Raw genomic sequence first — 26,201 nt, 5'->3', positions numbered from 1 at the left:
TGGCTACCTCGCCCGGGCTGACCTGGCGGCTATTCCGCCAGGCTGACCCGTACGTCGGCGGCACCGCGCGCCTGCGCCAGCACTCGGGCCTCGTCGTCGATGGCGGAACGTACCCGGTTGGGCAGCGGCTCGAAGGGGGTCACAGTGACTTCCAGCCGGGACCGGCCGGCGAGCTTCGCCCGCCAGACTCCCACGATTTCGTTGTCTACCAGCAGCGCGCCGGGGTTGCCGAGGACGCGCCATACCTCTGACTGCCGGGTCTTGTCCGGCACCAGGAGATCACGGTCCCGGGCCGAGAGGTACGGATCACCAGCCGGCAGTAGCCGGACCAGCCTCGGCGGTGGCGCGTTCCGCAACGCGTCGATCCGGTCGGTGGGTAGCCACGTCCGCCGCCCGTCGACGGTCATTTCGGTGAGCCCGTCCGGCCATACCGGACGTAGCTCGGTCTGGCTGGTGCCGACGTGCTTGGCTGCCTCGGCCAGCGTTGCCGGACCAAGCAGCCGCAGATAGGTGGCGATCAGATCGGCCGTACCTGCGGCGACCTCTGGGCGGCCAGCCCAATCCGGTACGGGAGCGATCATCGTCTTGCCGCCGACCACCGTCAGTTCGACACCCCCAGCCAGCCCTGCCTGCTGAAACAGTGCTCCGGAGATGTGGGTGGCCTGGCAGGGGCGGCACGGGTACGTCACCTCGGCCGGTACCCGAGCGGTCACCGCACCGCTCACCTCGCCCTTGGCCATCGGCGCGCTTACCTCGCCCTTGGCCATCGGCCCGACCACTTCGCCCGTGGCCGTTGGCCCGGCGACGACCGCCGAGAAGGCATCGGCCGCCGCCTCGAACGCTGCCAGGCCCAGCTTCCCGGCCTCCCGGATCTGGGTGCTGACGATCCGCTTTGCCGCGTCCGCGTCACTGAGCGGCCACAGTGCCTTCGCGATCCGGGGCAGTTCGGCGCGGCGGTGCAGGTGCGGCGCGCCTCGGGCTGCCCACACCAGGGCCAGTGACTCGTCGTCCAGCTCAGCGGAGGTACGGGCGGCGAGCGCGAGCCGGGCCGAGCCGTACGGGGTGTCCTGCACCCCGAGGTCGAGTACCGCCAACTCGGCGGGACGCAGTTCGACCCGGTCGAGTTGTTGGGCAGCGATCCGGTAGGCAAGCACCTGTCGACGTTCGACCCGAAGCGTATTGGTCACCGGGCGACCCCTTCCTCCACCCCACGTGGGTTGGACTTGAACAGCAGCGGAACACAGGCCAGCGCCACGGCGACCGGGGCGAGCAGGAAGCCGATGGTCACCTCCCCGGTGGTGTCCAGCAGTACACCGTCGATCGCGGAACCGATGGCGCTGCCGACCGAGAAGGCGGTCGCGGCCCAGGCGAAGCCCTCCGCCGCCGTACCGGCTGGGGCGACCGCGTCGATCGAAACGAAGGCGATCGTCAACAGCGGGGAGAGGGCCAGGCCGCTGACCAACATCAGGGCCAGCATGCCAGGCAGGTCGGGGGTGAGCAGCAGCGGCAGGTAGCCGATGGCGTACGCGCCGGTGGCCCGGAGCAGGGTGTTGCGGGCGCGCAGCCCGGCGAAGCGGATGTAGAGCAGTCCACCGATCAGTGCCCCGCCGGCCTGGGCGGCCAGCAGCCAACTGGCCAGGGACCGGTCGCCGGCCGCCTCGGCGTAACTGGTCACCGCGACCGTGACGCTGCCGACGGCGGCGCCGACCAGCAGCAACGCGACCAGGATCAGTCGTAGTCGACTGGCGCGTAGCGGGCCGGCCCAATGTCGTACGGCCGGCTCGCCGCGCCAACGGCGAACCGCAGGCGCGGTGGCGAACAGGGCGGTGCCCAGGGCCTGGAACAGCGCGGCGGCGGCCAGACCACCGACCGGCCCGGCGACCTGGGTCGCGGTGAGCGTCACTATCGGACCCGCCACGAAGATGATTTCCTGCGTAGCGGTGTCCAAGGTGTACGCAGTGTGTACCTGATGTGCCGGAAGCAGGTCGCGCCAGAGCACTCGTAGCCCGGCTTCGAATGGTGGTGCGCCGAGCCCGGCGAGCGCGGCGCCGAGCAGGGTGGCCGGTAGTCCGGCTCCGGCGGCGGTCAACGCGAATCCGGTGGTGGAGATGGCGACGCCGCTCCACAGCACCGGTGGTTGCCGCCATCGGTCGGCGATCCGGGCGAGCAGGGGTTGCCCTACTGCCATGCCAGCGGTGTATGCGGCGACGAGCAGACCCGCCACGGTGAGAGACATCGTCTCCCGAGCGAAGATCAGCAGGGCGAGTGGGGCCGCGCCCTGGGGAAGCCGGCCGAGCAGGCTGGCACCCAGCACCCGGGCGGTCTGCGGTGCCCGGAGCACCGAGAAGGCGCCGGTGCTGCTGTCACTGCCCGGAGTGGAGTCAGGGGGATTGGTCGAGGTTGCGGACATCGGCGAACGCTCCCAGCGGAGAGAGATGGGAAGGGACCGGAGGCGGGAAAGGCCAGGGCCGGTCAGGGAGCGAAGTCGGCGCGCTCGTGGTCGTTGCCGTAGAGCGGCAGGGCAGGCGTGATCCACTGGCCGTACGCGGCGGCAATCGCCTCTACCGGGATCACGAGCGTCACTTTACGACGGGAGCCTCCGGTGGCGGTCGACCGACATGCGGATGCCGACCCGATCGGAGGCTGACGCGATCTGACGCATGGGGCGGCAAGTTAGCATAAGAAGCATGGATTCGGTGCAGTTGTCCGCAGGCGGTGCGCCGCTGCTCGGAGAGCCGTTGCCGCTGGAGTTGGCCAACACGACCTACGCGGTACGCAGTCAGCTGCGCGACGGTCTGGAAACGGTAGAGCAACTGGGCGGCTGGTTGCGGGATGTGAGCGACCGACTCGGAACCTCGCTGGGCGAGGCCGATCTGGCTGCGGCCGGTCCTGCCGACTTGGCGGTGGCCCGAGACCTGCGGCAGGCGATCCGGTTGATCGCCCAGGCGACGGTGACGGGCGACCAGCCACCATCAGCAGCAATCGACGCAGTCAATCAAGTGATCCGCGCCGGGTCGCCCCGACGGGAACTGCGGTGGACGTCCGGACCCTCGGCGGTCACCACGAGCGACCACCCGCCACTGGTCACCGCGCTGGCCGAGATCGCCGCCGCCACCGTCGACCTGTTGACCGGCCCGGACCGGGCCGCCCTGCGCGCCTGTCAGGGCCCCGGGTGCGTGCTCTATTTCGTCAAGCAGCATCCTCGGCGGGAATGGTGCTCCGGTGGCTGTGGCAACCGGGCCCGGGCCGCTCGCTACTACGAACGGACGAAGACCCGGGCCGAGTAGGGCAGCTTCGCGCCGGCTCACGGGTGTTCCAGGCTTCCTCGGCTGCTCGTACCTTGGCCGCGGTGGTCACGGCGGCGGTGAACGGCGGTGAACGGTGGCAGTGGCGGTGAACGGCGGTGAACGGTGGCAGTGGCGGTGAACGGCGGTGAACGGTGGCAGTGGCGGACGTTCCACCGGGATGCGCGGTTCACGATTCGATCTCCTTTGCAAGTTGGTGGCGACGGGCGGCCAGTTGGCGGACCAGACCGACAGTCAGTGCGCCGATCAACCGCCCGTGCCGGCGGTACTCGGCGAGGAACCGGCCGTCCGGTTCCCCCTCGACGATCCGTAGGTCGTATGCGGCACCGGTGAATCCGACGGACTGCACCCGACGGTCGTACAAATGGGTCCAGAACGACGGCACACCGCCGAACCGGTGCCGCCGGGCAGGGTCGAGTAGCGCCCGAGCGGCGAAGGTGCCCTGATCGATGGCGTTGCTGTGGTGCTCGACGCGGACCAGTTCCCCGGCCAACAGCGGGTGCGGCCATCGGGCGACGTCGCCGGCCACCGCCACCCCGGGTGCGGCCAGCCCGTCTGGGCCGCAGACCACACCATCGTCGATCCGCAGTTCGCTGCCGCGTAGCCACTCGGTGTTCGGCTCGGCGCCGAGGGCCAGGACCAGCAGGTCGGCGGGGAGGGAGGTGCCGTCGTCGAGGCGGACCTGTTCGACCCGGCCGGTACCGGCGACTCCGGTCACCGTACGGCCGAGCCGCAGGTCGACGCCGTGCTCAAGGTGGGTGCGAGCGACCATCCGCCCGAGTCGTACGCCGAGGGCCCGATGCAGGGGGACCGGCTCGCTGCCGACCAGGGTGACCGCCAGACCAAGGCCGCGGAGCGTGGCGGCGATCTCCGAGCCGACGAATCCGGCACCGGCCACCACCACCGTCGGGCGGCGGGGTAGCTCGGCGCGCAGCGCCAGTGCGTCATCGAGGCCGCGCAGGGTGTGGATTCCGGCCAGCGCCGGTACGGCCGCCGGCCGCCGGGCCCGTACGCCGGTGGCGACGACCGCCGCGTCGAAGGGTAGGGCCGGCAGTCGACCACGCAGTACCCGCCGGTGCCGCAGGTCCAGCCCGCTGGCCGGCTGCCCGAGGAGCCATCGCGCGTTAAGCGTCTCGGTGTCGGGCAGCAGCACATCCACCGCGCCGATCAGGAACTCCTTGGAGAGTGGTGGCCGACGGTACGGCCGGTGCGGTTCGCCACCGACCATCGTCAGCTCACCGTCGTAGCCGAGGGCACGTAGTTCCTGGGCGGCGCGGAAGCCGGCCGGCCCGGCCCCGATCACCACGATGTGCCGGGGCGGGCTGGCTGACTGCCTGGTCATGACTCGTCGATGAGGATCGCCTGGACCGGGCAGGCGGCGGCGGCCTGCTCGATTTCCGGCCGCAACGAGTCGTCGGGCGCGGAGTCGTAGACCAGTTCGTCGTTGTCGTCGAGACGGAAGACGTCCGGGGCGGCGAAGACGCACTGGGCGTGGGTCTCGCACCGGATCATGTCCACTCGGACACGCATGATCATTCCTTTCCAGGTAGCACGGGGTTGAAGCGTGAGTAGCGGCCGAACGTCCAGCGCAGCGCAGTGGCCCGGTTGATCTGGACGACCCGGTCGACCTCGAAGTCGATGACCCGTTGGGCGCCGGGTAGCCGGGCGGCCCGGTTCGGGTCCCAGTCGGTGTGCGCTCGACCGGTCAGGTGCAGCGTGTGACCCCGTTCCCAGTCCAGGAAGAGCAGGCCGCAGCGCGGGTCGAGTTCGAGGTTGCCCAGCGTCATGTACATCGAGTTGCCGAGATAGTCGGGCCAGCTGAGCTGGCGGGGCCCGGTGACCGTGACGAAGCCCGGATTACCGCCCCGATGGGATGTGTCGGTGCCGTGCCGGGAGTGGCTGGCCACGAAGAACGTGTCCGCAGCGGTGATCCAGCGACGCTGCTGGTCGTCGAGTTCCGATGCGGTACGGGCTGGCCCGCTCGCGAATTCCGGCGCGTCAGTGAGCACATCCCGGGTCTGGATGTACTTCGGACAGTTGGCGTAGACCTGCTGGGTATGGACCACGAGCCGGTCGCCGTTGCGGACGGCCCGGCCGTTGATCCGCATCCGCCGCCGGCTCTGCGGTTCGATGGCGAGTATGCCGAGGTCCCGCCCGGTCTCGAAGAGGCCGGCGAGCGGATCCTCGGGGCCGGTGCGGCCATTGATCGCGATGGTGCGCTCGTTGGTCGGGTCGGCGAATCCCGGTGCGCCGGCCAGCAGGCTCGCCCACACCGCACCCGTGTCGTCCGCCGCGCCGATCATCAGCATCCGCTGTTGACGGAGGAAGTCCATCGCCACCGGCGGGATGGTGGAAGCCACCCCGGCGGAGCCCCAGTTCTCGGCGGTCACTCCAGCCCGGCGTTGCGCCGCACGTTCGCCCTCGTGGTTCATCAGCTTCTCCTCCCAGCAGGGGTGCCGCTGCGGGCCACCGTCGTGGCCGGCAGCGGCGGCGGGTCGACTTAGAAGAAGCCGCAGGTGGGGGCGGCCTGGGCAGGGGCGGGGGCGTTCTCCGCGCCAGCGGGGGCGTAGATCTCCAGGCGGATGCCGTCCGGATCGGTGAAGAAGACGCCGCCGGAGGAGGCTCCCTCGCCGTGTGCGACGACCCCGTCGTACGCCAGGGGAGCGCCGATCTCGCGGAGGACCGTCTCGGCGCGGCGTACCGCGTCGATGTCGGGCACCTGGAACGAGAGGTGGTGCAGGCCGGGCAGTTCGGTGGCGAACTCGCCGGTGCTCTGCTGCCAGAGGGTCAACATCAGCTTGCTGTCCAGGCCGAGGAACGCGAACCGTCGGTCGCCCTCGCGGGACTCACCAAGGGTCTCGAAGTCGAAGACCTTCCGGTAGAAGGCGATCGAGCGGTCGAGGTCGGTCACGTTCAGTCCGACGTGTCCAGTCTGGAAGGTGGTCATGAAAGCCTCATTCTAATGGTTTGCATGTTGGCTAGGCGTGAGAACGTTAGGGTATGACTTCTTACGGAAGCAAGTCGTATCCGGCATTAGAAGGCTCGAATGATGTGGATCACGCGGCTGTCGACTACTTGACGTCAGACGTCAAGTGCTTGACACTTGCTGTCAAGTAGAGGAGGTCGGCCGATGTTGCCAACCCGCGAACAGCTCACCGAACATCTGATCCGACTAGTCGACATCCGGCTGCTCGACCCGGTGGAGATCCTGCTCGATGGCGACGACACCGTCGACGCACTGCGTACCGTCGTCGGAAACCGCGCCAAGACCTGGGTGGCCCGGATCCTCGACAGCGACGACCAGGAAGCCACCATGGCGATCGTCCGGTTGATGTCCACGCTCTACCCCGGGGATGGTCCGTTCCAGCCACCGGCCGACTGGTGGACAACACCGCTGGGACGGGTCGTGGCGTGGCGGGTCGGCCACCCGACCGCCGAGTCGGTGCCGTACGCGGTGGCTGGCGCGATGCTCGGCATCACCCGGCAGGGTGTCCACGACCTGGTCAACCGCGGCAAACTGGCCCGCCACCCGGACGGTGGCGTGGTGTCGGCCTCAGTGCGGGACCGCCTCATCCAACTGGAAGGACAGTCGAAACGTGCATGACCTGCTGGTCACCTCAGGACCCGTGCCGATCGCAGCTCGGGACTTCGGCGGGAACGAAAGTCCGCTGCTGCTGCTCCACGGTGCGGGTGCCAACCTCGAAAGCATGCAGGTGCTGGCCCAGGCACTTCAGCCGGCGCACCGGGTGGTCACGGTGGACCTGCGCGGCCATGGCCGGTCCGGCGACGGAACCTGGGCGTGGGACGCCGTACTCGATGATCTCGACGCCGTGGCCGACGAACTCCGCCTCGGTACGCCGGCAGTGGCAGGAGTGTCCCTCGGTGGCATGGTGGCGACCCGGTGGGCTCGGCGGCACCCGGAGTGCCCGGGGGCGGTGAGCCTGGATGGCAATCCGCCGCCCAGCCGTCCCGAGCAACTGGCCGGATTAGCCCATGATCGGGCCACCGCTGAGCTGGATCGGCTGCACACGCTCTTCGCGGCGATGGTCGGTGCGATGGCGGGTCCGCTCAGCGACGAACAGCTCGCCGCCGCACGGGCCGGGCAGCGCATGATGGCCGAACGTTACGGCGGCCCGTCCGGTGACGCCTGGGTGGCGACCTTCGAACGGAACCTGGTCAGCCAGGACGGCGGGACGTCGCTGCGCCCGGGTGCCGTGACCACCGAGGAGTTGCGGGTGGCGATGGCAGCGCTCGACCTGGTCGGAGACTATCGGGCGGTCCGCTGCCCGCTGCTGCTCGTGCTCGCCACCGAGGACCTGCCGGAACAGCAGCCCTTCCACGACCTGTACGAGGCGTACCGGCGAGGTACGTTCGCCCGGCTCACCGGGGTACGGGACGAGAATCCCTACCTGCGGGTGGTGGAGTTGGCGGGAGCCAGCCACGCCATGGTGGCGGAACGGCCGGAGCAACTAGCCGAGCTGGTCACCGGGTTCCTCACCACCGAGACGGCAGCCGGTCGGTGACCGACGGTCGACGCAGTAGGCCCGGTCCGTACGAATCCCGGATGGCGACAGTTACAGCGGCAGGATCGCTGGGTAGAGTCCGAGCGTGCCAGAGATCGTGTACCCGCCTGTCATCGCCGCTGCCAAGACCCTGTTCCGGGTCCTGGACCTGCGCCTACGGGTGGAGGGCGGGCAGCACGTGCCGACCACCGGTGGTGCGGTCCTGGCCAGCAACCACGTCAGCTATCTCGACTTCATCTTCGCCGGTCTCGGCGCGAACGAGTCGCGGCGGCTGGTGCGGTTCATGGCCAAGAAGGAGGTCTTCACCCACCGGATCTCCGGGCCGCTGATGCGCGGCATGCGCCACATCCCGGTCGACCGTAAGGACGGCGCGAAGGCGTTCGTGACCGCCGTCGAGGCGCTACACCGGGGCGAGGTCGTCGGCATCTTTCCCGAGGCCACGATCAGCCGGTCGTTCATGGTCAAGGACCTCAAGCTCGGTGCGGCCCGGATGGCCCGGGAGGCCAAGGTGCCGATCATCCCGGTTGCGCTCTGGGGCACGCAGCGCCTGTGGACCAAGGGTCGACCCCGTACGCTGACCCGCCGACACACCCCGATCACCATCCTGGTCGGTGAACCGTTCGAGGCGACGGAGAAGGCCGGCACCACCACGATCGAGCTGCGGCGCCGGTTGTCCGCGCTGGTCGACCAGGCCCAGCGGGAATACCCCGACCAGCCCGCCGGGCCGGACGACACCTGGTGGCTGCCGGCGCACCTCGGCGGATCGGCACCCACCCCGGAAGAGGCGGCGATCCTGGACGGGCGGGGACGACGTACCCCGGCGGCCCCGGACCGGCCGGAGTCGAAGCCCGAGGCCTGATGGCGTGGAAACCCGAGGCCTGATGGTGTCGAAGCCCGCGGCCTGACGGTCAGGTGCGGGACCGGAGCCGGCGGAGCATCCGGGCATCCTCGAAGCCGACCGCTCGGGCGGCTGACTCCAGCGTCGTACCGTGCCCAATCAGATGCTCGGCATGCTCGACCCGGAGCAGATGCTGGTAACGCAGTGGTGTCATCCCGATCGCCTTGCCGAAGAGTCGGGTCAGGGTCCGTTGGCTTACCCCACCGGCTGCCGCCAGCTGGCTCAGCGGCAGCCGCTCGGTGAACCGTGCATCGATCAGATCCTGTACCCGGTGCACCACGTCGTGCAGGTGCGCCCGATGTCGCAACATGGCGCTGGCCTGCCGCTCGTCACCGTTGCGGCGGGCGTAGACCACCATTGCGCGGGCGATCCGGGCGGCGACGCCGGGGCCGTGCCGGATCGCGACGAGATGCAACGCGAGGTCGATGCCGCTGGCGATGCCGGCCGAGGTGACCACCCGCTCGTCCACGACGTACAGCATGTCGCGTACCACGGTTGCCTTCGGGTAGCGCTGGGCCAACTCGTTCTGCACCTCGTGGTGGGTGGTACACCGTCGACCGTCGAGCAGACCGGCCCGGCCCAGCGCGTCCGCCCCGGCACACACGCTGGCCACCGTGCCACCGGCCGCGTGGTGGTCGGCCAACCGGCGCAGGCTGTCCGCGCGGAGGTGCCCGGTACGGGCGAGGTTCGGTGCCCGCCAACCGGGTACGACGACCAGGTCCTCCGGTGCGAGAGCCGGCCAGCTCAGCGAGGCCCGGACCGGTAGGCCCTGGGCGGTTGGCACGTCCTCCTGTTCGGCCACGTAGCCGAGCCGGTAGTCGTACCCGAACTCCGCAGCGGTGTGGAACACCTGGGCGGGCCCGGCGAGGTCCAGCAGGTGCAGCTGCGGGACGAGCAGGAAGACGACCTGGGGCACGATATGGTCAGCCGTTCACCGGTGTGGCCAGCTGCCTGGTCAGTTCCGCGACGGTACGGATCGTCGCGAATCGACCGGCCAGGGCGTACTCGGTCCGGGTGACGATGTCAGCGGTGTGCAACGTCCTCGGATCGGCCAGGATCTCGGCCGGGGTGAGTCCCTTCGGCGCGTCCCGGTGCGGGATGGGGAAGGTCGCGGTCGCGTCGGTCACGAAGGTGACGTCGAAGCCGAAATCTGCGGCCACCCGGGCGGTCGTCTCGCAGCACTGTTCGGTCTGGATGCCGCAGACGACCAGCTCGCGGATGCCCCGGGCGGTGAGCAGTTGTTGCAGGTTGGTGGTGGTGAAGGCATTGCGCGACGTCTTGGTGATGACCGGTTCGTCCTCGGCCGGCACCAGTCCCTCGATCAGCCGGACGTAGCCGCTGGCCGGGTCGAAGGGGGTGTTGCTGCCCGGTTCGGCGTGCAGAACCCAGACGACGAGGTCACCCGCGTCTCGGGCCGCGGTCACGAGGCGGTCCACCTGGGCGACGAGGTCGGGGTTGGAAACAGCCGACCAGATCGGCCGCTGCCGGAAGGATTCCTGGACGTCGATGACGACAAGTGCTTTGGTCACGCTCTGATCCTGGTCCGGCGACGATGCGAGGGTAAGGCACCATCATGTCTCGACCCGGACCGATCTGGTCACCGGCGCTCGGTGCCGAGCAGGTTGTACGTCTTCGGGAAGGGCCGGCCGTCCGTCTTCGGATGGGGCCGGCGTGATCCACTTACTTGGGCGAATCACGCCAGCATCAGGGGGGCAACTACTTGGCGTTCACGTTCACGTCGGCGCCGCCGACGATGAGGGTGCAGTTGGGGTTCGCCGCACAGGCCTGGGCGGCCTGCAACTGCAGCTTGGCCTTCTCCAACTCCAGGTAGCCGGGGGTCTTGTTCGCTTGGGCCAGCAGTTGGGCCTCACGCACCTTTGCTTCGGCCCTGATCAGGTCGGCTGCGGCCTGCTGCCGGGCGGCGAACACCGCAGCCCGAGCCTCAGCGATCTTGGGGTCGGCGAAGCCGATGTCGGTGATCGAGATCCGAATCGGCGGGCAGCTTCCGTTGGTACGGTCGAAGGTCGGGCCACAGAAGTAGTCCCCACCGGTCTTGGTCCTCAGCTCGGCCAGGAACGACTGCCCGAGCTGATCTTCGATCTGCTTCCAGATGCCGTTGGTGTTGGCGTCCAGGTCGTCGGCGGAGTGGGTCCGCGTTGCCTCCCGGATCGCCTTCTCCTCAGCCGGGACCAACGTGTTCAGTAGCATCTTGCGCCAGTTCTCGGTCGAGAACTCGCCGTCGGTCGCCACCTCGTAACGGCGTCCCGTCTTCTCCCAGAACTGCACGATCGGTGAGTCCTTACCGCCGTCGCAGTTGGTGTTCAGGTAGAACTCGGCCGTTGCGTGCACGATCACGTCGGGGCCGGGTTGACCGTCGGGGCCAGGCTTCGACGACGAGCGGATCGGCTGGTCGGTGTCCCCGCCGTTCGGGCGGATGTTCCAGGTCCGCAGGGAGGTCGGCAGGGGATAGGTCACGTCGTCGATCGGGTAGGAGCCGGAGCCGCCCGGCTCGATGCACTCGACGAACTCCCTGTTGTCGCCGGCCCCGGACTTGTAGTAGAGGATGATCTGGTCGGGTTCGGAGCGGGTGGCGCAGGCCGACAGGGTCGACGCGGCGGCGGCGAGGGCCAGCAGCCCGGCGAAGGCCCGCGCCGGGCGCGAGCGTCTGGTGCTCATTCGTTGAACTCCTTGTGGTAGTCGTCCAGCCACCGGCGGATGGCCTCGTTGGCTTGTGGTGACAGCACCGTGACCTGATCCAGATCGACAGGATTGCGAAGTTGGGTCATGATTCGGCCGTCACGTGGCGCCGGCGCATCCGCTCGACGATCTCGGACGGGGCAGGGCCAACCGTCCGATGTGGTGTTGCGTTGCCGGCAGAACGTGAGCGGCACGCCCAAGACGATAGGCACCATCGTCAACCATCTGGTGACGTGCGCCCTCAGGGATGTCGATGTGACGGGCGTGGGGGGCGAGCCGCTTCGGACAGACCGTCAACCGCGAGGCAGGATTGTCAACCGCGAGGCGGGCTCGTCAACCGCGAGGCGGGTCCCTCATCCACCAGGCGGGTTCGTCATCCGCGAGGCGGGACAGAGCCGGTTGTGATGGTTCGGGTAGTGGTGAGGTCGGCGCGCGCCGGGCGGACGGATCCGTCGGTCACCCGATCGCCCCGTCACCCGGTCACGCCGCCATCCGGTTAGGACTCCTTCTTGTAGGTGTCCTTCGACCCGCCGTTCCCGATGCTGGCCGTGAACGAGTCGTCGTTGACCAGCTCGATCTGGAAGGTCAACTTCTTGTCCGGCTCGGTCGATCCGTCCTCCCGGCCGGTGAGTGCCAGCCGGTAGCGGTGGGTGGAGCCGTCCCCGGTGTATTCCAGCTTGCCGCGATAGGTGCGTGGGTCGCCCTCGGTGAAGTAGACCGCCGAGCCGTCCGACTCCACCTTTATCGAGGAGACGTCGGTCGGGAAGTCGCCGCGAGCGACCCAGCGTCCCTTCAGTAGGCGGATCGGGTCGCTGCTCGGGGTCGCGGCCGGGGTGGTGGTCGGGTTCGTGGCCGGGGTGCTCGTAGCCGTGCTGACCGGTGTGCCAGACGGTGATTGCGCCACGCCGGGGTTGGCACCGTCGTCGACCCCGCACGCCCCGACCCCGAGGATCGGTAGCAGGGCCAGGCTGACCGTTACGCCGATTCGGTGTCCCTTTGCGAGTTGCTTCACGAGAACTCCTCTGCCGATCTTGCCTGGTATCGACCACCTTAACCCGGATGCCGATCGGCTGCTGAGTGGCGATACGACTGTCTCATCCCGACAGAAAGATGAAAAGAATTGCAGATATTTCGACCACTGGTGACCCCGGGCTGCGCGCTGCTGGTCGGCTAAAGCGGGAAATCAGGCGACTTGCCCAAGTGGCTATCCATCGAAACATGTGGTTCACATCCGGGCTGTGAGTTGTTACTCTCGGCATCACTCGTGGAAACTCTTGCGAAACATGCAAGAAATCTGCAAGTCCGCGAGCTGTCCCGCCCATCCGGGAAATCCCCCGTCCCTTGGAGAGCGTGATGACTGTCCGTAGATCGATGGCCGCCACCCTGGCGGCCGTACTCGGATTTTCCCTGTCCCTTCTCGCCGCACCGACCAGCAGCCCCGCTGCCAGCGCCGCGCCCGCCCCCGAACCGGCGTCGGCGGCAGCGGTCGAGAGCAACGGCAAGTCGATCGTCCACCTGTTCCAGTGGCGCTGGGACTCCGTGGCTCAGGAGTGCGAAACCAACCTCGGCCCGAACGGATGGGGTGGCGTCCAGGTCTCGCCACCCCAGGAACACGTGGTCCTGCCCAGCGCCGAGGGCGCGACCTACCCCTGGTGGCAGGACTACCAGCCGGTGTCGTACCGGTTGGACCAGACCCGGCGCGGCAACCGAGCCGAGTTCATCGACATGGTGGAACGCTGCCGGGACGTCGGCGTGAAGATCTACGTCGACATGGTGCTCAACCACATGAGCGGCACCGGTTCGGTGGGTAGCGGTCCGGGCAGCGCCGGCACCGTCTTCAGCAAGTACGAATACCCCAACCTCTTCAACGACGGGTCGGGAGACAGCTACGGCTACGCCGACTTCGGCCCCTGCTACCGCACCATCAGCAACTGGAACAGCAAGAGCGAGGTCCAGGACTGCGAACTGCTCGCCCTGGCCGACCTCAACACCGCCGATCCCAACGTCCGGCGCAAGATCGCGAAGTACATGAACTCGGTGATCGACCTCGGGGTCGCCGGCTTCCGGGTGGACGCGGCAAAGCACGTCCAGGAGGCGCACCTCGCCGACATCATCTCGAAGCTGCACGACGTACCCGGCTTCGGCGGTAAGCCCGACCTCTTCCACGAGGTGTACGGCGACCAGACCGTCCCGTACACGGCGTACGCCCCGTACGGCGGAGTCACCAACTTCGACTACCAGCGGGCCGTCTCCGCCGGCTTCAAGGACGGCAACATCGCGCAGTTCACCAGCATGCCCAACTACGGCGGGCTGACCAGCGCCCAGGCCGTGGTCTTCATCGACAACCACGACACCCAGCGGTCGACGCCGACCCTGACCTACAAGGACGGCGACCGGTACTACCTGGCCGACGCGTTCATGATGGCCCACCCGTACGGCACGCCCCAGCTGATGTCCAGCTATGCCTTCGGCTCGGTGGTCGCCCAGGGCCCGCCCAGCTCCGCCAACGGCACCACCAACGCCACCGACTGCGCCAGCTCGGCGTGGATCTGCGAGCACCGCAACGAGCAGGTCGCCGGCATGCCGAGCTTCCGTAACGCCACCGAGGGCACCGGCATCGGCAACACCGTCACCGACGGCAACGGCCGGCTCGGCTTCGCCCGGGGCACCAAGGGGTACGCCGCCTTCAACGCCACCGGCAGCGCCTGGAGCCGGACCTTCACCACCAACCTGCCCGACGGCGAATACTGCAACGTGGCCCGGGGCACCTACCGGGCGGCCACCGACGAGTGCACCGGTGGCGTGATCGCGGTCGCTGGCGGCACGTTCACCACCAGCATCCCGGCCAACCGAGGCGTCGCCCTGCACGTCGAGGCGATGACCGAGTGCGACGACCCGGACGGCTGCGACCCGGTCGACCCGCCGCTGGACGACACGTCCTTCACTGCCACCGTGGAGACCTCGTACGGCCAGGAGGTGTACGTGGTCGGCTCGATCCCGGAGCTGGGCTCGTGGAACCCGGTCAACGGTCTGCACCTGACCACCGACGCGACCACCTATCCCGCCTGGTCCGGCTCGGTCGACATCCCGGCCGACACGTCCTTCGAGTGGAAACTGGTGAAGGTCTCGCCGGACGGCTCGGTGCAGTGGGAGAACGACCCGAACCGTACCGGTAGCGGAGGCAACTCGTTCAATGTCACCTGGAACCAGGCCGGCGGCGGCGGAGGCAGCAGCGCGGCGGTCTCCTTCCACGCCAACGTCACCACCTGGTACGGCCAGGAGGTCTACGTGGTCGGATCCGCCCCGGAGCTGGGCTCCTGGAACCCGGCCAACGCGGTGCGCCTCACCACCGACGAGAGCAGCTATCCGACCTGGAAGGGCAGCGTGAGCCTGCCGGTCGGCCAGCAGTTCGAATACAAGTTCCTCAAAAAGGACCCGGACGGCACGGTGACCTGGGAGTCCGGCGCGAACCGCTCCTACACCCCGACGGGCGCGGTGACCCTCACCGACAGTTGGCGATAGCCGGCCCGGCGGGTCCCGGCCCCGCGTACCGAGGTACGCGGGGCCGGGGCCATTGTTATGTCCGCCGGCTTAGAACGAGTGTTCGATGACGGCGTAGGCTGCCCAAATGACCGACGTGGCGTACCAGCCCTCGATGTTGGACCTGGCCGACGAGCCGACGCTGGGCCGGCTGGCCGGACGCGTCCGACGTCACGAACTGACCCGTGGTGCCTGGGTGGACCACCTGCCCGGTTGGGTGGTCGGCTCCGACGCCGTGCTCCGGACGTTGCTGCGGGACGTCGAGTGGCGGGCCGAGCGTCGGGAGATGTACGACCGCGAGGTCGACGTGCCACGCCTGCTGCGCTGGTACGCCGGACACGAGCGGCTGCCCCACGAGCTGCTGACCCAGGCGCGTCAACAGCTCACCGACCACTACGCCGATGAGCTGGGCGAGCCGTTCGTCACCGCCGGCATGTGCCTGTACCGCGACGGCCGGGACAGTGTGGCCTGGCATGGCGACACGAAAGGCCGGTCGGCACGACACGACACGATGGTGGCGATCGTCTCGTTCGGCTCACCCCGACCACTGTTGCTGCGCCCGAGGGATGGTGGCCTGAGGGATGGTGGCCCGAGCCTGCGTTTTCCACTGGGTCACGGCGACCTGGTCGTGATGGGCGGATCCTGCCAGCGGACCTGGGAGCACGCCATCCCGAAGACCAGCCAGCCGGTCGGGCCACGCATCAGCGTGCAGTTCCGTCCGGCCGGTGTCGCGTGACCGCCGCGTCGAGGGCGCTGCCTGATGTGGCGAAGCTAGGCGGCAGGCACCGTCATCGGCGTCCCGCCAGTTCGAGGTCGCCGTCTGGCTGCTCGCCCCGCCTCCGGTCGTCCGGCTCTTCGCTCCGCCTCCGGTCGTCCGACTGCTGGCCACGCTCTCGGGAGTCGGCGATCCGCAGCGCCTCGACGAGTTGGCGATAGAGATCGTCGGTGGCGAGCAGTTCGGCGTGCGTGCCCTGGGCTCGGATCCGCCCATCCTCCATCACCGCGATGCTGTCGGCGTCGAGCACCGTGGAGAGCCGGTGGGCGATGGTGACCACGGCACCGGCGGCGGCACGGTCCCGGATGCAGTCGTGCAGCGCAGCCTCGGTGAGCCCGTCGACCTGCGCGGTCGCCTCGTCCAACAGCAAGATCTCCGGGGTACGCAGGATCGCCCGAGCCAGGGCGATGCGCTGCCGCTGACCTCCGGAGACTTCGCTGGAGGAGAGCGAGGTGTCCAGCCCCTCGTCCAGCGAATCGATCTTCTCGTCCAGCCGGACCGCCTTCAGGACCGCCCGCAACTCGTCGTCGGTGGCGTCGGGGTGGGTGAAGAGCAGGTTGTCCCGGATGGTGCCGGGCACGACTGGCGTCTCCTGCTCGACGTACGCGAGTTTGGCCCGGATCTCGCTGTGCGTGTACGTCGCGTAGGGGCGGCCGTCGAGCAACAGTTCCCCCTCGGTGGGTTCGAGGAAGCGCAGGATCAGCGAGAACAGGGTCGTCTTACCCGCCCCCGAGGGGCCGACGATGGCGGTGTGCCCCCGGCGGGGGATGGTCAGGTCGATGCCCCGTACGGCGGGGGCGGTGTCCGGCGCGTAGCGCGCGGTGACGTCGCGGAAGACGAGCACGGGCGAATCGTCGTACCGGATCTGATCTGCTGTGGACGGCCCGGTGGGGGCGGTTGCCACCTGGGGTTCGACGGCGATGGCCTCGATCTCGCGGATGCGGGAGGCGGCGGCGATGCCGGCCTGGAGGGCGGTGACGTTCTGGGTCAGTTCGCTGATCGGACCCATCAGCTGGAAGGCGTAGAGCAGGAAGGCGATGAGGCTGGAGAGTTCCAGCAGCCCGAGCTGCGCGCGCCAGGCACCGATGCCGAGGATCGCGATGATCGCCAGTTGGATGCCGGTCCAGGCGATCGTCCAGACCGAGGCGGTCCGACGGGCGGCCCGTACGCTGTGCGCGGCCGAGTCCCGGGCGTCCGCGATGATCCGCTCACTCTGTCGGACCTCGGCCCGGCTCGCCTTGACGGTACGGATCGCCCGCAGCGCACCCCCAAGTGATCCGCCGAGTCGGCCGACCGATTCCTGTGCCGCCTCCTGTGCCTTGGCGATCGAGGGCATCAGCGTCGCCATGATGATGGCGACCATGATCACCGCGACCAGGGTGCTGCCGAGCAGTACGAGGTCGAGCACGCCCATCAGCACCAGGGTGCCGATCAGGGCGAGGGTGCTGTTGATCAGGCCGACGATGCTGCCGGACGCCTGATGCAGGAGTGCGGTGTCGGAGGTGACCCGGGTGACCAGCTCGCCGCTCGGCCGCTTGAGCAGATCGCCGATCTTCGCGGCGAAGTAGCGCCGGATGACCGAGGTACGGGCGTCCAGTACGACCCGCTCGGCCAGGGTGCCCAGCAGCACCCACTGCCACAGGGAGATTGCCGCACCCACGATGACCAGCGCCAACAGTACGGCGATCGGTTGGGTCATCGACGCGGAGGCGCCGAGGGTGTCGAGGACCCACTTGGTGACCATCGGGGTGGCGAGCCCGATGGCGTTGGTGAAGAGGCCGAGTACGAGTCCGAGCAGCAACACCCGCCAGTGCGGGGTGATGAAGGAGAGGAGAAGCCGAAGTCGCGGAAGAGACGCGTTTTGTTTCGGATCATTCACGCCCTCTAGTGGAACATGCATGTTCCACTACGGTCAAAGAGATTTCCGTTTAGGGGTGGTTGCTAACCTCATCGGGTGAGTGACGTGAGGGAAAGTGGCAGTCGGGTTCGCACCCGCCAGGCGATCGTCGAAGCCGCCATCGAGGTGCTCGGGCAGAACTCCGCCGCCACCCTGGGCGAGATCGCCGTCGCGGCGGACGTCGGTCGGACCACCCTGCACCGCTACTTCCCCGAGCGGTCCGACCTGCTGGCCGCGATCAGCGCGGAGAGCGTGGCCCGGATCAACCAGGCGGCCGAACGCGCCCGCCTCGGCGAGGGCACCGGTGCCGAGGCGCTACGCCGGCTCTGCCACGAGTACTTCGACCTAGGCGACCTGCTGTCGCTGCTCTTCAACGATCCGCAACTCGCTGGTGATCCGCTGGAGAGCGACCAGGGCGGGTGCGACCCCCAGTTCGCCGCGATGGTTGAGCGGGGCCATCAGGACGGCTCACTCGACCCGGAACTGCCAGCCTCCTGGCTGCAGAGCGTGCTCTGGTCCCAGCTCTACAGTGGCTGGAGCTACCTCGCCGAGACCGGAGCCTCCCGGCACGAGGTGCTCCGCCTGGTCGTCCGCACCGTCGACAAAGCCATCGCCCCGGTGTAAGGAAGGGCCCCTTCTTATCGTTTTCTGTATAGGAAGGGCCCCTTCCTAACGCCTCAGCTGCCGGGCGAGGCTTCCGTACCTGATGGCAGGTGGGTCTCGCAGCCATGCCGGCATCGATGTCCATGCGCCTGCGGCATTGTGCGCTGGTGCGAAACTTGGCCGGTGCCGAATCGACGACTCCGTGCGACCCTGATGGTTGCCGCGCTGCCCATCACCCTGACGATGAACGCTTGCGGAGCGGGGGCCGCCGACCCGACAACGCAGCCGACTCGGCCGACGGTGAGTGCTTCGTCGACGCCCACAGCCTCACCGAGCCCGACTCCGTCGCCAGGGGTGCCCGGCACGCTGACCACCACCATGCCGGCACCGCCCAAGACGACTGCCACCAAGACCGTGAGTCCAACGAGAAAAGCGTCGACCCCGACGTCGAAGAAGACGACCAAGAAACCCCGGAGCGGCAAGAGGTAACACCCGAACTGTGCGGCGGTACGGGAAGCTGGCAAAGCCGGATTTACCGCAGCCAGTCCTGGCTACTCCCGCAAGCTCGACCGGGACGGTGCCGGAGTCGCCTGAGAACGACGGTCGTGGACAAGATCAAGAACGACGTGGCCAAACAGATGGGATCCCTGCTGTGGACGTCGTAGGACCCCGGGCTGGGACGGGTAGGCCAGGGACGCGTGAGCGGAACTGGAGGAGTTTTTCAACTGATCTTTCAACTGTGGGCCCTCAAGCGCTGCGCGTTGAGAAGTTGCCATAGGGGCTGACCTGGGATTTTGCTGCGCGCCCGGCAGGATTCGAACCTGCGGCCTTGAGATTAGAAGTCTCCTGCTCTATCCGCTGAGCTACGGGCGCCTGGTGTGGTGCGCCAGAAGGTTACCCAAGCCGCCGGCTGGTCGTCCGGCTGGATGGGGGGTGACCGTCCGGCCAGCACATCCTAGGTTTACAGACCGGCCACTGACGAGCACCAGGTTTTTTACGGCCTCTCGGTGTCGGCCGGTCCCGAGGCCCGGATGTCGGCTGGGGTGAGGAAGGCGTCGACCCAGCGGCCCAGCTCGGTGAAGACCTGTTCGCGAACGGCCGGTCCGGAGAGCGTGAGATCGTGCATGCCGCCGTCGAACCGGACAAGGGTGACGTGCCGTCCCAGTCGAGGGGCCCAGCGGACCATGTGCTCGACGTCGAGTACGGAGTCGGCCAGCGCCGCCGAATCATGCCACTTGGCCCCCCGGAAGCTCCGCGTCGAGCAGGCCAGCATTACCGGTACGGGGATCGCCAGCCCCGCCCGTAGCTGCTGCTGGGCCCGGCGGATGGCGGCCAGCCAGCCGACCCGTATCGGGAATCCAACGAGCGGCTTCCAGGCCAGGTCGTAGTTCCACTCGCCGCGCTGGGTGGCGTGCAGGCTCTGGCCGTACACGTTGGGGAGCCGGATCGGGAGGGCCCGGTAGGGCGACCCACGACCGAGCCAGGTGACGGTCGCCGCCAGCGGTCGACGTACCAGCCAGGGGACGTTCAGGTCGAAGAAGGGGCTGTTGAGGAATGCCCCGTCGACGATGTTGGCGTCCCGTCGGGCGTGCGCCCAGAGCGCGGTGAGTAGGCCACCGGTGGAGTGCCCGACGGTCAGCAGGGTGTCGTGGCCGTCCTCGTCCCGGATGATCCGGGCCGCCTCGTCCAGCTCCGGGAAGTAGTCGCTCAGGTCGCGGCAGAAGTTGGGCGTCTGGTGGGGGAGCAGGCTGCGGCCGTACTTGCGCAGGTCGAGGGCGTAGAAGTCCCAGCCGCGTTCGGTGAAGAAGTCGGCCAGGTGCGTCTGGAAGAAGTAGTCGACGAATCCGTGTACGTAGAGCACGGCTCGCCGGCTGGGCTGCTCCGCGCGGCACCGGACGAGGGTGGCCACCACCGGGCCCTCATCGTCCTGCCCGAGGTCGATCGTGTGGCACTCGTACGGCGTGCCGAGGACATCCGGTTCCACGCTGCGACGTTACCTCGCGGTAGCCGTAGCAGATAAGTGCATGATCAGGTTGTTTTCCACAGGTGCCCCGGTTGTCCACAGCTCGCGTCGGAGTGGTCGCGGCGGCAGGGGACCACGGTCCACGCTGTGCGACGAGTCGACTCGAACCGTGGAACCGGAACCCTGTGGAGGGGCGATGTTCGATACGTATGTGACCGTGGTGGGGAACGTACTCACCGCGCCGGAGTGGCGGCGTACCACGCAGAGCGGCACGCTGGTGGCCAACTTCAAGGTGGCCTCGACCGCCCGCCGGTTCGACCGGGAGAGCGGCCGGTGGGTAGATGGAAACAGCCTTCGGGTACGCGTCAATTGTTGGCGCAAGCTCGCCGAGGGGGTCGCCTCCTCGATCATGGTCGGCGATCCGGTGGTGGTGGCCGGGCGCCTGTACACCCGGGACTGGGTTGACGACGCCGGCAACCACCGCACCCTCTACGAGTTGGAGGCGGTCGCCGTGGGGCACGACCTGTCCCGGGGGCGGGGCAAGTTCCAGCGCAACCGGCCGAGCATGACCACCAGTTCGATCGAGGACGAGGAGGCCGAGGCCCGAGTCCACGGCGAGATCGCCGAGTTGGTGGCGGAGGAGGAGGCTCCGACTCGGCACGACGACCGCCCGTTCGACGACGATCTCTCGGAGATGCCGGTCTCCCCGGCGGCTGCCGGCTATCCGCCGGTTCTCGGCCAGCGTTCCACCACTGACGTTCGGATCGGTGCGCTGGACGTCGATGAAGGCATCGAGGAAGAGGACATCGAGCCGGCCGCCCTGCCGGTGCCGGCCTGATAAAGCAGATCAACGCCGGGGTGAAGACGGGATGTCGGGGCACCCGTCTTCACCCCGGGACCGGACTCTCCTCGGCACCCAGCCGAGGAACCGGCCGTAGATCAACGCAGGGTCCATCGGGTGGAGGTCGGTCAGCGCCACGACGTACAGGCCGGCCAGGTAGACGGAGAGCCCGACCCGGTCATGGGCGAACTCGCGCAGCAAGCTCAGTCGGGCGGTGCCACATGGCCACGGGCCACCACATCCGCGACAGAGCCAGAGACGTGGAATCGCCGTATGCGTGATCATCGGTCGGGGTCGTGGCCGTCGTCCAGCGGCGGGAACGGGTGTACCAGTACGCCAGGTACGTGTAGCGCGTCCAGCCTGACCTGCACTTCGCGGGAAACCTGCTGCCCGCGAGCGCGTCGAGCCACGTCCCAGCCGACGACCGTCACGTACGCGATGTCGCCACACCGGGAGATCGACCCGACCCGGTCGACCTCCAGCCACAACTGGCCAGCACTGGGCAGGTAGTAGGTATCGGGCAGGGAGATGAGGGTGCCGGTGGTGACGCGTTCGTGGACCCAGGCTGTGAGCACGTCGCTCGCCACGAACGGTTTGCCGGTCACCAGAGCACCGCGCCCAGGTCGTCGCCCGGTTGGGACGTGGCCGGGTTGTCGCCCGGCTGATACCAGGTCGGGTCGTTGCTCGGTTGATACCAGGCAACGGTGGGACCGTTCTGACGCGGTACGGCAGTCACACCGACCCGGGGCACCCCGAGCCCCGGAAACGGGCGGCGGTCCGGGCAGGGCCATCTCAGCCCACAGACACAGCGTCGGCCCAGGGTGCGCCAGTCGCGGCGGTGCTCGACGAGGGTGATCGGTTGGCCGTGGAGCATGGCGACGCTCCTCTCTGCACGGAGGTGGGACGGGGACCACCGCGCGGGCGCGGGGGAGGCGGGCGGTGGTCCCCGGATCGGATGCGTTCCCTCTGGCGGCATTGCCGGGCCGCCGCATCCGATAGATACATGCTGGTGCCCGAGTGACTACGCTCGGAAGGCGATCGGGGCAGGTGGGACCGCGCTGGGCAGGTCGCGGCAGCGCTAGGGCGACGTGAGTAGTGGATCTGTGACGTTGAGGGGAACTGAATGCCTGATCTGGCGGGACCATTGGCAGAGTTCATCGTTGGGGAGATCCGCCGGGGCCGAGGGGCGGCCGGCATGACCCAAGAGGCGTTCGGCCGGAAGGCCGGTTTCAGTGCCTCACACGTCAGCGCCGTGGAGAGCGGTACCCGGGCGTTGACGATGGCATTCGTTCGGGGTGCCGACCGTGCACTGGAGACGGGCGGCATCTACGAGCGTCTGGTGACCAGGTTCGGTGCTCCGTCCTGGTTCCGGCAGTGGCTGGACGCGGAGCGAACCGCGACCCAGCTTTGCTGTTTTGAGCCGAACCTGATTCCCGGCCTGTTGCAGACGGCGGACTACGCGCGCGCCGTGCTACGCCTGGACGCGCGGTTGACCGACGACGAGGTCGAGGCGCGGGTCGGCACAAGGCTGGAGCGGCAGGAAATCCTGGCGCAGGATCACCCGCCACAGCTCATCGTGGTGGTGAACGAGACCGCCATCCGCCAAGCCGGCGAGGGGTGCGCCAAGCTGATGCCCGAGCAGTTGTTGCACCTGCGTAGGTGTGCCGAGCGGCCCAACGTCAGCGTGCACGTCGTCCCGACGAGTGTCGGGCTGCACGCGGGGCTCTCCGGCCCGCTGCTGTTGGGGCGCATGGCCGACAACAGCTGGGTGGGGCACCTGGAAAACCAGCTCGGCGGGACGGTGGTGGATAGACCGGAAGATCTGGATACGCTGTTGGAGCGGTGGGAGAGCATCCGCAGCGAGGCGCTACCGCGCCGGCAGTCCTTGGCGCTCATCGAGGAAGTGGTGAACTCATGGATCTGAATGACGCCCGGTGGCGGAAGTCGACGCGCAGCGGCACCAGCGGCGGCAACTGTGTCGAGGTGGCCGACAACCTTCCCGGCACCGTCCTGGTCCGGGACACCAAGGACCGCGACGGTGGCATGCTGACCTTCGGCCCGGCCGCGTGGCGCGCGTTCGTCGGCTTCGCCGCGCAGTACGACGCCTAGCCGGCCCGAGGTTGGCTGCGCGCCGGCGGCTACCAACCGTTGGCGAGGTGTTCGCAAGAAGCCCAATGTCATGGGACCGGCTTCCGCCGGCTCAACCGGCAGGGGCATTGCGTTCTAGCTGTGCAGGCGTCTGAGCTGGGGTTTTTCGAGGTGAATGGCCTCTGTGGAGGCGGGTGGAGCCCTCAAGGTGATCATGAGGTTTTCGCGCTACACGACAACCGAGGACTCCACCCGCCGATGACATCGGCTCTGATCTCCGTACTGACCGTGACAACCCCCGTGACCGACACCCCACCAGGACCGGTCACCGACAGTGAACGCGGGGGCTCGTGGCTGCCACCCTACGTAACACCCCGATCGGCTGGCGCCGTATCAACGGCGAAACCAACATCGCCCCTGTCAACCGACGCGCCGACCGACGATCACACGACCTCATCAACACGGTGACCAGCAGTAACGCTAAAACGCAATGCCCCTGGCTCAACCGGTGGCCTGATCTGGCCACCATCACGGCAATAGCGCATCGCTCGAGCGGGCCAATGTCGTCGTGATCGTGGTTGTCGTCCGACTTCAACGATCAGCCGGTGCAAGACGCCTTCAACGCTGCCAGAACTGCCGGGGCGCGAATCCCTCACGCCGGAGCCAGTGCTCGGTATAGACGATCCGCTCCGCCTCAACAACCACGAGCGTGTCCTCAGGTGGTTCGGATAGCGGCCGGCCGCGTTCGGCGTGCTCGTTCTCCCACCGGAACGCCGCCCAGTAGTGCGCGCGGTCGGGGTGCTGCGGACCGAGCACCCTCGCCTTCCCGAACAGTTGGGCACCGCGGCTGCTAGCCAGCCCGACCAGGGGAGCGAAGATGCCGACGGACACCCGTGGGTCGGTGGCGATGTTCCGCATCTTCGGTGATGCGGGTGCTGCGGTGAACAGCACTGCGAAGCCAAGCGGGTAGTAGCGCACCGGAGTGGCAAGCGGTCCGTCCGCACCGATGGTGGCGAGCACGCACATATTCTGTGACGACAGTAAGTTGAGGATGCGTTCCTCAAGCCGTTCACGATCGAGCTGTTCTTTTGGCGAGGGCTCAGATAGCCAGGGATTCGTCAGCGGCAAGTGGCTGTTCGCGATCATGGGCGGCACCCTACCCACCGGGCACGAAGGTCGGATGCTCAAAAGGTAGTCCATCCTGCCCGGTCCTAGTCAGGGGCAATCGTCAGAGCAGCGGGTCAAACATTCGGCCGTTCCCGTTTGATGATTTGCGTCAGAACGCTGGTGGTAAAAGCCGGCCTCGCCTACCTGTCCGACAGGTTTGCTGCTCTCATGGATGTCCTGCGCCGGATCCGCATTTCGGACCCGATCCCACTCGGCTGCGCGTTGTGGGCCGCCGGCCTCGGGACCGGGCCCAGGACCGGGCCCAGGGCCAGGCTCGGGACCGGGCTCGCTCGGTGGGCTTGGAGGGGCGCTCGGGAGCCCCTGGTGATCAGAACGTCATGGACGTTACGGCGTCTCGGTAAGGTCTATGACGTCCTGATCATCTCCGGTGGCGGGGAGGCATCGACTCTCCTGCGGTGTCGTGCTCTGGGTGCTCAGGGCGAGTGTCTGGCACGCGGCCCCCCGCAAGGTTCAGTTTTCTGTACATGTACGGGAGGTGATCGTGCGTACCGTGAACTTCACCCAGCTCCGCCAGAACCTGGCTGCCGAGCTGGACAGCGTCATCAACGACGCGGAGGAGGTTGTGGTGACCCGATCGGGGCACGAGCCGGTTGTCATCGTGCCGCTCGCGAAATACGAGTCAATGAAGGAAACCGAATATCTGCTCCGGAATCCGAGCAACGCCGCTGCCCTGCGTCGGTCGATCGCCGAGCTGGAACAGGGTGACACCGTCGAGCGGAACCTGGTTGACCCAGGCGACGTGCGGGACATTGCGTGAGGCTGGTCTTCACGCCGACGGCCTGGAACCAGTACCTCAGTCATACCAGCCGCAAGCTGGTCAGGCGCATCAACGACCTCATCGCAGACGTCATGCGCAACAGATATGAAGGTGTTGGAAAGCCAGAGCCCCTGCGGGGGAGCTGTTCGGTTTCTGTCTCGGCGGATCTCTCGCGAACACCGGCTGGTCTATCGGATCACAAAGAGTGATGTCGAGATTATCGCCTGCCGATACCACTACGACGGGTAGCGCCCCGGAAGCTTCGGTTCCCCGACGCAGGCGCTCCTGTGCCTGAGGGCCCCTACTAGGTCTGCGTCTTGTATAGCCTGAGCTATAGTTTGTTGATGGCTAGCGGACCGGCGCGTCGCTGGGCGATCAGGACGACGAGCGATGTCCGTTCCTGGTTGCGAGCTCTGCAACAGGCTGACCCGGCGGCGTACCGATCCGTCAACGTGGCGATCGACATGCTTGCCGAGACTGGTCCGGGTCTAGGGCGTCCGCTGGTCGACACTCTTAAGGGTTCGAGTATCAGCAACCTTAAGGAGCTACGCCCGAGGTCTGGGCGGGAGGTTGCGATTCGGGTTCTGTTTGTCTTTGATCCCTGGTCGCAGGCGGTGTTGTTGGTGGCCGGCAACAAAGCTGGAGACTGGACGCGGTGGTACAAGGAAGCAATCCCGGTCGCGGAGGTTGCGTACGAAGGTTGGCTTGCCTTCGAGAGGAAGCGGAGGGAAGGCTGATGAGTGACTTTCACGACTGGGACGAGATTCGCGCTGAACTGCACGATGGGGACGACGACGCGCTCGACGTGGAGCGCGCCCGAACTGAGGCATGGGTTAGCGCATTTCACCTTGCTGAGGAGCGGAAGCGGCTAGGTTTCACGCAGCGGCAGGTGGCCGAGATGATGGGGGTTACGCCGGGCAGGGTCAGCCAGATTGAGAACGGCGATCTGGAGGCCAACGAGGTGGCGACCCTCGGCCGATACGCACGAGCACTGGGTGCTCGGATGCGAATCATCTTCGACTACGGCAGCGACCTCCGTCAGATCGCCTGATCCCGCACCGGCTGGGCGAGCCAGACGCTCGTGGGCCTGAGCACGTACGACGGCAACGGCTACGGGCATTGGCCT

At 67.9% G+C, this 26,201-nt stretch carries 29 protein-coding genes, 1 tRNA gene and 2 pseudogenes; 15 read left to right on the top strand and 17 right to left on the bottom strand.

Annotated elements, in window-relative coordinates:
• Positions 1-29 precede the first annotated feature (29 nt).
• Positions 30-1,187 (bottom strand): DNA glycosylase AlkZ-like family protein, encoded by a 1,158-nt coding sequence (locus ACWDV4_RS00560; protein ID WP_449973684.1) that lies wholly within the window; start codon positions 1,185-1,187, stop codon positions 30-32.
• On the bottom strand, positions 1,184-2,410 hold the full coding sequence (locus ACWDV4_RS00555) for an MFS transporter (RefSeq protein ID WP_449973682.1): 1,227 nt from the start codon (positions 2,408-2,410) through the stop codon (positions 1,184-1,186). The genes ACWDV4_RS00560 and ACWDV4_RS00555 overlap by 4 nt, the downstream gene beginning before the upstream one ends.
• A 277-nt stretch (positions 2,411-2,687) precedes the next feature.
• Here ACWDV4_RS00555 and ACWDV4_RS00550 point away from each other — a divergent pair, with 277 nt between their 5' ends.
• Positions 2,688-3,287, top strand: coding sequence for a CGNR zinc finger domain-containing protein (locus tag ACWDV4_RS00550; protein ID WP_449973680.1), 600 nt, complete (start codon positions 2,688-2,690; stop codon positions 3,285-3,287).
• Positions 3,288-3,474: 187 nt separating this feature from the next.
• On the opposite strand, the gene ACWDV4_RS00545 is transcribed toward ACWDV4_RS00550, so the two are convergent.
• From ACWDV4_RS00545 to ACWDV4_RS00530, 4 genes are all read right to left on the bottom strand, one after another.
• A complete protein-coding gene (locus tag ACWDV4_RS00545; RefSeq protein ID WP_449973679.1) occupies positions 3,475-4,647 on the bottom strand; it encodes an NAD(P)/FAD-dependent oxidoreductase in 1,173 nt (390 codons plus the stop codon).
• A complete protein-coding gene (locus tag ACWDV4_RS00540) occupies positions 4,644-4,835 on the bottom strand; it encodes a ferredoxin (protein ID WP_449973678.1) in 192 nt (63 codons plus the stop codon). The genes ACWDV4_RS00545 and ACWDV4_RS00540 overlap by 4 nt, the downstream gene beginning before the upstream one ends.
• A 2-nt stretch (positions 4,836-4,837) precedes the next feature.
• Entirely contained in the window at positions 4,838-5,737 is a 900-nt protein-coding gene (locus tag ACWDV4_RS00535; RefSeq protein ID WP_449973677.1) for a pyridoxamine 5'-phosphate oxidase family protein, read from the bottom strand.
• Between the two features lie 68 nt (positions 5,738-5,805).
• Positions 5,806-6,252 (bottom strand): VOC family protein, encoded by a 447-nt coding sequence (locus ACWDV4_RS00530; RefSeq protein ID WP_449973675.1) that lies wholly within the window; start codon positions 6,250-6,252, stop codon positions 5,806-5,808.
• Positions 6,253-6,435: 183 nt separating this feature from the next.
• On the opposite strand from ACWDV4_RS00530, the gene ACWDV4_RS00525 reads away from it, so the two are divergent.
• The 3 genes from ACWDV4_RS00525 (at position 6,436) to ACWDV4_RS00515 (ending at position 8,687) form a co-directional block, all read left to right on the top strand.
• Positions 6,436-6,909 (top strand): hypothetical protein, encoded by a 474-nt coding sequence (locus tag ACWDV4_RS00525; RefSeq protein WP_449973674.1) that lies wholly within the window; start codon positions 6,436-6,438, stop codon positions 6,907-6,909.
• Complete coding sequence (locus tag ACWDV4_RS00520; protein ID WP_449973673.1) at positions 6,902-7,828, top strand: alpha/beta fold hydrolase; 927 nt, start codon at positions 6,902-6,904, stop codon at positions 7,826-7,828. Before ACWDV4_RS00525 ends, ACWDV4_RS00520 begins: the two co-directional genes overlap by 8 nt.
• Before the next feature lie 85 nt (positions 7,829-7,913).
• The gene (locus ACWDV4_RS00515) at positions 7,914-8,687 is read left to right on the top strand and encodes a lysophospholipid acyltransferase family protein (protein WP_449973671.1); all 774 of its coding nucleotides are present in this window, start codon (positions 7,914-7,916) and stop codon (positions 8,685-8,687) included.
• 49 nt (positions 8,688-8,736) lie between these two features.
• Here ACWDV4_RS00515 and ACWDV4_RS00510 read toward each other — a convergent pair whose 3' ends face one another.
• The 4 genes from ACWDV4_RS00510 to ACWDV4_RS00495 form a co-directional block, all read right to left on the bottom strand.
• Positions 8,737-9,642: a GlxA family transcriptional regulator gene (locus tag ACWDV4_RS00510; RefSeq protein WP_449973670.1), complete on the bottom strand. Its 906-nt coding sequence runs from the start codon at positions 9,640-9,642 to the stop codon at positions 8,737-8,739.
• Positions 9,643-9,649: 7 nt separating this feature from the next.
• A complete protein-coding gene (locus ACWDV4_RS00505) occupies positions 9,650-10,255 on the bottom strand; it encodes a cysteine hydrolase family protein (RefSeq protein WP_449973669.1) in 606 nt (201 codons plus the stop codon).
• 187 nt (positions 10,256-10,442) lie between these two features.
• Positions 10,443-11,402, bottom strand: a complete 960-nt coding sequence (locus ACWDV4_RS00500) for a hypothetical protein (RefSeq protein WP_449973668.1) — start codon at positions 11,400-11,402, stop codon at positions 10,443-10,445.
• Positions 11,403-11,919: 517 nt separating this feature from the next.
• Complete coding sequence (locus ACWDV4_RS00495; protein ID WP_449973667.1) at positions 11,920-12,435, bottom strand: hypothetical protein; 516 nt, start codon at positions 12,433-12,435, stop codon at positions 11,920-11,922.
• Between the two features lie 341 nt (positions 12,436-12,776).
• On the opposite strand from ACWDV4_RS00495, the gene ACWDV4_RS00490 reads away from it, so the two are divergent.
• Both ACWDV4_RS00490 and ACWDV4_RS00485 read left to right on the top strand, forming a co-directional pair.
• A complete protein-coding gene (locus ACWDV4_RS00490; RefSeq protein WP_449973666.1) occupies positions 12,777-14,945 on the top strand; it encodes a carbohydrate-binding module family 20 domain-containing protein in 2,169 nt (722 codons plus the stop codon).
• A gap of 106 nt (positions 14,946-15,051) precedes the next feature.
• The gene (locus ACWDV4_RS00485) at positions 15,052-15,699 is read left to right on the top strand and encodes an alpha-ketoglutarate-dependent dioxygenase AlkB (protein WP_449973665.1); all 648 of its coding nucleotides are present in this window, start codon (positions 15,052-15,054) and stop codon (positions 15,697-15,699) included.
• Positions 15,700-15,751: 52 nt separating this feature from the next.
• On the opposite strand, the gene ACWDV4_RS00480 is transcribed toward ACWDV4_RS00485, so the two are convergent.
• Positions 15,752-17,617 (bottom strand): ABC transporter ATP-binding protein, encoded by a 1,866-nt coding sequence (locus ACWDV4_RS00480; RefSeq protein WP_449973664.1) that lies wholly within the window; start codon positions 17,615-17,617, stop codon positions 15,752-15,754.
• A 75-nt stretch (positions 17,618-17,692) separates the two neighbouring features.
• Between ACWDV4_RS00480 and ACWDV4_RS00475 the strand changes: the two genes are divergently transcribed.
• Positions 17,693-18,259, top strand: a complete 567-nt coding sequence (locus ACWDV4_RS00475; protein ID WP_449973662.1) for a TetR/AcrR family transcriptional regulator — start codon at positions 17,693-17,695, stop codon at positions 18,257-18,259.
• Between the two features lie 483 nt (positions 18,260-18,742).
• Positions 18,743-18,832, top strand: a pseudogene (locus tag ACWDV4_RS00470) (excalibur calcium-binding domain-containing protein); the annotation flags it as partial.
• Between the two features lie 206 nt (positions 18,833-19,038).
• Here ACWDV4_RS00470 and ACWDV4_RS00465 read toward each other — a convergent pair.
• Positions 19,039-19,111, bottom strand: a tRNA-Arg gene (locus ACWDV4_RS00465).
• A gap of 121 nt (positions 19,112-19,232) precedes the next feature.
• On the bottom strand, positions 19,233-20,222 hold the full coding sequence (locus tag ACWDV4_RS00460; protein WP_449973661.1) for an alpha/beta hydrolase: 990 nt from the start codon (positions 20,220-20,222) through the stop codon (positions 19,233-19,235).
• Between the two features lie 175 nt (positions 20,223-20,397).
• Here ACWDV4_RS00460 and ssb point away from each other — a divergent pair, with 175 nt between their 5' ends.
• A complete protein-coding gene (ssb, locus tag ACWDV4_RS00455; protein WP_449973659.1) occupies positions 20,398-21,039 on the top strand; it encodes a single-stranded DNA-binding protein in 642 nt (213 codons plus the stop codon).
• 9 nt (positions 21,040-21,048) lie between these two features.
• Here the strand turns inward: ssb and ACWDV4_RS00450 are convergent, their stop codons facing one another.
• Genes ACWDV4_RS00450 through ACWDV4_RS00440 form a run of 3 tightly spaced genes read right to left on the bottom strand, consistent with a single transcriptional unit; the run spans position 21,049 to position 21,916 of the window.
• A complete protein-coding gene (locus ACWDV4_RS00450) occupies positions 21,049-21,327 on the bottom strand; it encodes a hypothetical protein (RefSeq protein ID WP_449973657.1) in 279 nt (92 codons plus the stop codon).
• Complete coding sequence (locus tag ACWDV4_RS00445; protein ID WP_449973656.1) at positions 21,324-21,647, bottom strand: hypothetical protein; 324 nt, start codon at positions 21,645-21,647, stop codon at positions 21,324-21,326. The genes ACWDV4_RS00450 and ACWDV4_RS00445 overlap by 4 nt, the downstream gene beginning before the upstream one ends.
• A complete protein-coding gene (locus tag ACWDV4_RS00440) occupies positions 21,644-21,916 on the bottom strand; it encodes a hypothetical protein (RefSeq protein WP_449973654.1) in 273 nt (90 codons plus the stop codon). Before ACWDV4_RS00440 ends, ACWDV4_RS00445 begins: the two co-directional genes overlap by 4 nt.
• A 249-nt stretch (positions 21,917-22,165) precedes the next feature.
• Between ACWDV4_RS00440 and ACWDV4_RS00435 the strand changes: the two genes are divergently transcribed.
• Both ACWDV4_RS00435 and ACWDV4_RS00430 read left to right on the top strand, forming a co-directional pair.
• The gene (locus tag ACWDV4_RS00435; RefSeq protein WP_449973653.1) at positions 22,166-22,966 is read left to right on the top strand and encodes a helix-turn-helix domain-containing protein; all 801 of its coding nucleotides are present in this window, start codon (positions 22,166-22,168) and stop codon (positions 22,964-22,966) included.
• Complete coding sequence (locus tag ACWDV4_RS00430) at positions 22,957-23,151, top strand: DUF397 domain-containing protein (protein WP_449973652.1); 195 nt, start codon at positions 22,957-22,959, stop codon at positions 23,149-23,151. The genes ACWDV4_RS00435 and ACWDV4_RS00430 overlap by 10 nt, the downstream gene beginning before the upstream one ends.
• A gap of 597 nt (positions 23,152-23,748) precedes the next feature.
• Here the strand turns inward: ACWDV4_RS00430 and ACWDV4_RS00425 are convergent.
• On the bottom strand, positions 23,749-24,258 hold the full coding sequence (locus ACWDV4_RS00425) for a pyridoxamine 5'-phosphate oxidase family protein (protein ID WP_449974120.1): 510 nt from the start codon (positions 24,256-24,258) through the stop codon (positions 23,749-23,751).
• Between the two features lie 541 nt (positions 24,259-24,799).
• On the opposite strand from ACWDV4_RS00425, the gene ACWDV4_RS00420 reads away from it, so the two are divergent.
• From ACWDV4_RS00420 to ACWDV4_RS00405, 4 genes and pseudogenes are all read left to right on the top strand, one after another.
• Positions 24,800-25,075: a type II toxin-antitoxin system Phd/YefM family antitoxin gene (locus ACWDV4_RS00420; protein ID WP_449973651.1), complete on the top strand. Its 276-nt coding sequence runs from the start codon at positions 24,800-24,802 to the stop codon at positions 25,073-25,075.
• A pseudogene (locus ACWDV4_RS00415) lies at positions 25,072-25,324 on the top strand (Txe/YoeB family addiction module toxin). The gene ACWDV4_RS00420 and the pseudogene ACWDV4_RS00415 overlap by 4 nt, the downstream one beginning before the upstream one ends.
• 95 nt (positions 25,325-25,419) lie before the next feature.
• Positions 25,420-25,812, top strand: a complete 393-nt coding sequence (locus ACWDV4_RS00410) for a type II toxin-antitoxin system RelE/ParE family toxin (RefSeq protein ID WP_449973649.1) — start codon at positions 25,420-25,422, stop codon at positions 25,810-25,812.
• Complete coding sequence (locus ACWDV4_RS00405) at positions 25,812-26,126, top strand: helix-turn-helix domain-containing protein (RefSeq protein WP_449973648.1); 315 nt, start codon at positions 25,812-25,814, stop codon at positions 26,124-26,126. Before ACWDV4_RS00410 ends, ACWDV4_RS00405 begins: the two co-directional genes overlap by 1 nt.
• The last annotated feature ends 75 nt before the right edge of the window (positions 26,127-26,201 follow it).

Source organism: Micromonospora sp. NPDC003197, assembly GCF_053590565.1.
The sequence above is the reverse complement of the archived record's forward strand: the minus strand, read 5'-3'. Positions and strand labels throughout refer to the sequence as shown.